Genomic DNA, 5,748 nt, shown 5'->3' on the forward strand with positions numbered 1-5,748 from the left:
GGTCGTCGGCCAAGGCATCGCGCAGCAGGTCCTCGGCTTGCTTGCGCTGTGCGGCGTCGAGATCACGCGCGCGCGGCAGCACGGCGCTCGCATCGTTGATCGCGCCCTCCAGCCCAGCTGGCAATACCTGCTGCGCCGGTGTCGGCTGGGCGGCGGCCGCGTGCGCGGTTTGCGTGAATGGCAGCAGCGTGCCGGTCGCGAGGACGGCGGCGAGCAGCAGCGTGGGTTTACGCGGCAAGCCGTGGAAGCGGAACGGGCTGGGCATCTGGTGGTGCGATTCGGGCGGCAAATGGCCGGGCAAGCCATTATGCCGCCGCCGAAATGAATTGCCGCAGCCCGGTCGAATGGCCGTTCGACGCCCTTGATCGGCCCCGATGTTGCGCGGCGGCACGAATCCGGGCTAGAATTCGCCTCTTTTCTCAGCGCAATACCGCTTCGCGGAGCCAACTCATGAAAGCCGACATCCATCCCGAATACAAGCCTGTGGTCTTCCAGGATGTCTCGTCCAACTTCGCGATCCTCACGCGTTCGACGATGACGAGCAAGGACACGATCAAGTGGGAAGATGGCCAGGAATATCCGGTCGTCAAGATCGAAATTTCCAGTGCCTCGCACCCGTTCTACACGGGCAAGCACAAGATCGTCGATTCCGGCGGTCGAGTGGACAAGTTCCGCAAGCGCTACGGCGCCAAATAACGATCCGCAATCCGCTTCGACGCGCCGCCATGGCGCGTCGTGGCGTTCGGTTCGCCGCTCCGTTCGAGACTATCGTCGCCGCTTTCCGCGCGGCGATCTAGTCGGCGCGCATCGGCGCCGAAACGGGAATATCCAGCCGAATGAAGGTGACGCCCGCGTCGGCGTCGACGATCAGCTGTGCGCCCAACCGTCTGGCGCGGGTGCGCATGCTGCGGATGCCGGTCCCCGGCGTGCCGCCGTTCGCCGGCAGTCCGACTCCGTTGTCGCGCACTTCCAAACGCAGGTGGCGGTCCGCAAGAGCCAGATCGACCTCGACGCCCGTGGCGCCGCTGTGTTTGAGCGCATTCGACAGCGCTTCCTGCAGGATACGCAAGACGTCCATGCTCTGCGTTGAGGCGAGGCGCAACCGATCGACTCCCTCGATATGCCAGCGAATCGCGATCCGGCGTGCTTCGAACAGGCGCGTCATGCGATGCCGCAGCAATCCGACGAGTTCGCCGAGCGAGTCTTCGCCATAGGTCTGTGACGAGGCGGTGTCGATGATCAGGCGCAGGTCGTCGCGCAGCTCGCGCAGCAGCTCGAGTACGGTGCGCGTGGGCACGGTTTCCGGTGCTTCCTCGAACGTGGCGATGTTGCCGATGAGGATGCCGCCGAGACCGTCGTGCAGATCGTGGGCGAGGGTGAGGCGTTCGTCCAGGCGTGCGTGCACGAGTTCGAGTTCGTGCTGGCGTTCCAGCGTCGTGGCCAGTTCCGCGCGCGCGCGCGCGACCGAGCTCGTCAACTCGCTGTTGAAACTTTCGATGCGGCGGATATTGGTCGCGAAAGTCCAGGCCAGGGTCAGCGCAAAGCCGACCATCGACAAGGTCTCGGCATAAGTGACCAGATAGAGATTGCTCGCGATCAGTCCGAGGAAGACGACGAAGTCGTGGGCTCTCGCCAGGAGTACGGCCAGCGCGATCAGAGAAAGCACGCGTTGCGGAACGTTGCCGTGGCGCCACCAGGCGAGGTAGAGAAACACCGCCGTGGTGACGATGATCATCGCCATGGAAAACAGCGAAAGCGCATTGCGCACTTCGCCCAGACGGGCATGCGGAGTCAACAGCATTCCCAGGATGACGAGTGCGGTGAGCGACCATATCGCTGCTTCGACTCGCGGCCAGCGGCGTCCCATGATGCGCAGCATGAACATCGCGCTGCAGGCATCGTAGATGAGATAGGACGCGGTGATCGCTGCCGAATACGCGTCGGTGGTCGCGAACGGCCACGAGCTGACGGATATGAAGTTGTAGGAAAACACGAACCATGCCGCCTGTTGCGCGGCATACCAGCCGAAAGCCGTTTCGCGTCGACGGATCACCCACAGGGCAAGGAAGAAGGTTCCCAGTGTCGTGCCGATGCCGAGATTGAGCCACTGCAGGTCGACGCGCAGCCAGTGGGTCCGTTTCCACATGGCCTGCATCGCCGCCGGAGGGCCTATGGCCACTCGGCCCAGTGCCGGTTGATGGTCGGCGAATCCGCTGACCCGGATCAGGATTTCGTTCCTGCCTGCATGCAGCATCGACGCCGGCAACAACAGATAGCGCGGCGTGTTCCACATGCGCGAAAGCGGTTCGACGAGATTGGCGTCGCGCTGGAGTTCGTTGCCATTGATGCTGATAGTGCCGGCGAGATTCAGATAGTCGACGAACAGTCCGGTATCTTCCGCCTGCCCGGTGACGTCCCAGTTCAGCCGATACCAGACAACGCCGTCGAATGCCGGCCAGCGACGACGCCAATCGTCGGGCAGGTCAACGCCGACCCACCCATCTTCTGGAGGAGTCGTGGTATTCCAATCCCCGCGGATGGTTTGCACGCTGCCCGGCCACGGCGGCAGCGGGGTTTGCGCCTGGGTCGTCGGCGGGCAAAAGAAACAAACCGCCAGCCAGACGCAGCAGTGCAGTGAAAAGCGAACTATCAATCCCACTGCGCGGCCCCCTTCCGGCGTGCAGTACTGCGCATATTATGCGCTTTTTGCAACGCATACAGGCACATGCAACGCAGATGGCGCAGTCGCAGCTGGCGGGGCGGTGTGAAGCTCCGTTGCGTCCGGGCTTCCGGAGCGAGTCTTTTTCCCGTACTTCGCGACTTCTACGGGGTGCCGTTAACGCAGTACGCCGCTGCCGCGGCCGGCACGCACGGCGGCTGTGCGCGTGTGCACGGCAAACTTCGCGTAGATGCTCTTCACGTGGGTGGCCACTGTCCAGCGCGAGAGATTGGTGCGTTCGGCGATCTCCAGATTGCTCAGGCCTTGGGCGACGAGTTCGAGTATCTGCACCTCGCGTTTCGACAGCGTCTCGTGTGTCGAGGAGCCATCGGCCTCGTCTTGTGCCGGGCGCACGAAAGCCGTGGCACCGAGGATGCGGCGTGCGATGAACGGGTCGATCGGCATGCCGCCTTTCAGCGCGGTGCGCAGAAGCATGGCGATTTCATCATCGTCACGTTCCTTGAGCAGGTATCCGGTTGCGCCGGCGCGTAGTGCGTCGATTATCGTATCTTCCGTGCTCCAAGCGGAAATCACGAGTATCGGCATTTCCGATCGCGCGCGCAGCCACTGGATCAATTCAATGCCGCTGCCGTCGGGCAACCCGAGATCGACCAAGGCCATGGTAAACAACCGGCCCGTGGCGGCAGCCTTGGCCTGCGCGATGCTGTCCGCGCAGAGCAGGGTCGCGTCATCTCCGCACAGGGTTTTCAGGATGCGGCAAAGCCGCGCCAAAAGCGCAGGCTCGTCGTCGACGAGCAAAAGCGACACCCGCTCATAATCCCCCATGCTAACAGGCTGCCACAGCACGCAAGTGCGCGCAATCGCTCATTTTGGGGGTTAAAAACAGGGCGTATCTCACGATATCACTCATTTGAGTGATGTGCGTCGCTTATTCGTGGGCGTATAAAACCCGTCCAACAGGCTCGGGGGCTGAAACTCCTACCTGTAATGCGCCGTTTTCAGAACAGGGGCTGAGACGCATGGCAACTTCAACAGATATCGCCTTCTGTCACGGCTAGTCGCAGACCCAGCGTCTTTGCGCTGCAGGGTGCTCCGGCTTTTTTTATGGCATGGATTTTGCGCTGAATCTGAGGCTTTTAGAGATTGACGAGATTTCAATCACGAATAGCTGACGGGTGTGTCGCTTGCATGCCATCCGCCAGTCACGCCATCCGCAGTCGCCGTTTTCAAGTACAGGGGTTGAAACAATGGCAATTTCTACAAGGAATATCTTTGGTTCCGTCGGCGTTGCGGGAAGAACCGCCGCCGCATCTTTGCTTACCTTGCTGTTCGCGACAGGACCGGCATGGGCATTCACGGGTCCCACGAATGACCTGGTCCTCAACGACACCTGCTCGCGTGTCGCGACAGCCGGCTGCGTAGCCAACGACGGAGCGATCACGGGTGTGGAATTGGCTGACGCCGCGCATCTACCGGCGGGGGTAACTCAGCCGACAAGCTGCACTTTGGGCGATCCTGTCACGATATATCTCCAGGCTACCGTGCAGGGAGGCAACACGAACCGTTATGACGTGGGCCTCTTCGTTGCCACAGACGGCAACTATCCGAACCCCAACGCAGGCCAAACACAAAGCACCAATTGCGCGGTTTTCGCTCCTACCGGCGTGTCAGGGGGGCCTTATCCGTCCCCCTTTACCAATCAAGGCACGGCGAATGCGTGCGGTGATGCAGCCAAAACCATTCCCGCTGGCTCGATTTGGAATCTCGCGACGACGGACGGTACCCCTACGGGGACCGCGCTCCCGCTGACCGTCAAGTGTACGAGTACTACACCCGGCAATCTTACTGTCAATGCCGTTTCTGTATATACCCAAAGCTCGAGCAACACCTGCACCGGCGCAAACTCGGTGGCGCCAGGCACCTCATCGAAGTGCAACCAGCTCACTTTTACCGTTCCGATGATCGTCGAAAGTCCGGTGACTGTAACCAAGACGGTGACGGGTGCGCCAGCATCGGGTGCGCCGGGCAACTACGGTTACTCGATCGCGTGCGGCAATCCGACGGGGACGTACACGGGGACGGTGACGCTGAGCGGAACCGCGACGACGGGAACCTCGACGGTGAACATCCCGGCGGGATCCACCGGGTGCACGATCAGCGAGACGAGCGTGGCGACGGCGCCGGCGAATTATTCGTGGAGCTCGCCGACGTACACGCAGCCGCCGGCGACGATCCCGAACGGGGCTGCAAGCGCGGGGATCACGAATCCGCTGACGCCGCTCGCGGGCTCGCTGACGGTGACGAAGAACGTGACGGGCGGCCCGGCGACGACGAGTGCGATGACGTTCCCGTTCACGGTGAGCTGCTCGACGCCGACGGCGACGTACAGCGGCACGGTGACTGTGGCGGCGAACCAGATCACGGGCACGTCGTCTGCGGTGAGCATCCCGGCCGGCTCGACGAACTGCACGATCACGGAAGGCGCGCTGCCGACGGCGCCAACAAATTATTCGTGGGGCACGCCGACGTACACGCAACCGGCGCCAGGCGCGCTGGCGGCAGACGGAACGCTGACAGGCACGATCACCAACCCGCTGAGTGCGAACGCGGGCTCGTTGACGGTGACGAAGAACGTGACGGGCGGACCGGCGACGACGAGTGCGATGACGTTCCCGTTCACGGTGGGCTGCTCGACACCGACGGCGACATACGGTGGCACGGTGAATGTGGCGGCGAACGCGACGACGGGCACATCGGCCCCGGTGAGCGTCCCGGCCGGCTCGACGAATTGCACGATCACCGAAGGCACGCTGCCGACGGCACCGGCGAACTACACGTGGGGCACGCCGACGTACACGCAGCCGGCCGCCGGCGCGCTGGCGGCTGGCGGTACGTTGACGGGTGCGATCAATAACCCGCTGAGTGCGAATGCGGGCTCGTTGACCGTGACGAAGAACGTGACCGGTGGACCGGCGACGACGAGTGCGATGACGTTCCCGTTCACGGTGGGCTGCTCGACGCCGACGGCGACGTACAGCGGTTCGGTGAACGTGGCGGCGAACGCGACG

The 5,748-nt window shown here is 62.9% G+C and carries 5 protein-coding genes; 2 read left to right on the plus strand and 3 right to left on the minus strand.

Annotated elements, in window-relative coordinates:
• Window positions 1–301, minus strand: a 301-nt coding sequence (locus VF497_RS15540; RefSeq protein ID WP_330890357.1) for a hypothetical protein, incomplete at its 3' end; no start/stop codon positions are given.
• Between the two features lie 149 nt (window positions 302–450).
• Here VF497_RS15540 and VF497_RS15545 point away from each other — a divergent pair.
• On the plus strand, window positions 451–696 hold the full coding sequence (locus VF497_RS15545) for a type B 50S ribosomal protein L31 (RefSeq protein ID WP_330890360.1): 246 nt from the start codon (window positions 451–453) through the stop codon (window positions 694–696).
• A 97-nt stretch (window positions 697–793) separates the two neighbouring features.
• On the opposite strand, the gene VF497_RS15550 is transcribed toward VF497_RS15545, so the two are convergent.
• Both VF497_RS15550 and VF497_RS15555 read right to left on the minus strand, forming a co-directional pair.
• Window positions 794–2,548, minus strand: a complete 1,755-nt coding sequence (locus VF497_RS15550; RefSeq protein WP_330890362.1) for a sensor histidine kinase — start codon at window positions 2,546–2,548, stop codon at window positions 794–796.
• Window positions 2,549–2,836: 288 nt separating this feature from the next.
• Complete coding sequence (locus tag VF497_RS15555; RefSeq protein WP_330890364.1) at window positions 2,837–3,487, minus strand: response regulator transcription factor; 651 nt, start codon at window positions 3,485–3,487, stop codon at window positions 2,837–2,839.
• A gap of 1,169 nt (window positions 3,488–4,656) precedes the next feature.
• Between VF497_RS15555 and VF497_RS15560 the strand changes: the two genes are divergently transcribed.
• The coding region (locus tag VF497_RS15560; protein WP_330890366.1) for a DUF5979 domain-containing protein at window positions 4,657–5,748 on the plus strand (1,092 nt) is incomplete at its 3' end.

The organism is Rudaea sp. (genome assembly GCF_036383415.1).
Classification (GTDB): Bacteria; Pseudomonadota; Gammaproteobacteria; order Xanthomonadales; family Rhodanobacteraceae; genus Rudaea.

What these genes read in the sequence shown, in the direction of transcription:
- VF497_RS15545 (WP_330890360.1), top strand. Translation starts at nt 451, where the DNA reads ATGAAAGCCGACATCCATCCCGAATACAAGCCTGTGGTCTTCCAGGAT.